This window comes from Winogradskyella poriferorum, from assembly GCF_050618035.1.
Classification (GTDB): domain Bacteria; phylum Bacteroidota; class Bacteroidia; order Flavobacteriales; family Flavobacteriaceae; genus Winogradskyella; species Winogradskyella poriferorum_A.
In genome coordinates this window covers 1-241 of sequence record NZ_JBODPY010000098.1, presented here as the reverse complement: position 1 = coordinate 241, position 241 = coordinate 1, and the positions used below count along the sequence as shown (strand labels likewise).

At 36.5% G+C, this 241-nt stretch carries 1 pseudogene; it reads right to left on the bottom strand.

From position 1 onward, the window contains the following. A pseudogene (locus tag ACRHOC_RS15065) lies at positions 1 to 241 on the bottom strand (T9SS type B sorting domain-containing protein); the annotation flags it as partial.

Here is a 241-nt window from a genome sequence, read left to right as displayed (position 1 = left end):
AACAACAACTGTATCCCCACAGGTCTTAAATTGAATATGATCAAAGGCTAGGTCATTACGACATCCACCAATACCATTGTTTATCATTTTAAGTATTACTGATTCTTGCTTTGCCAAGGTTTGTAAGACTAAACCATATTCACCCCAAGTTGCTTCGGCCGTGGCAAATATATCACCTGTATCACAGCTAGCTAACAAATTTGTATCTGTTTCATCCCAAGTTTGAAGACTAACATTTATT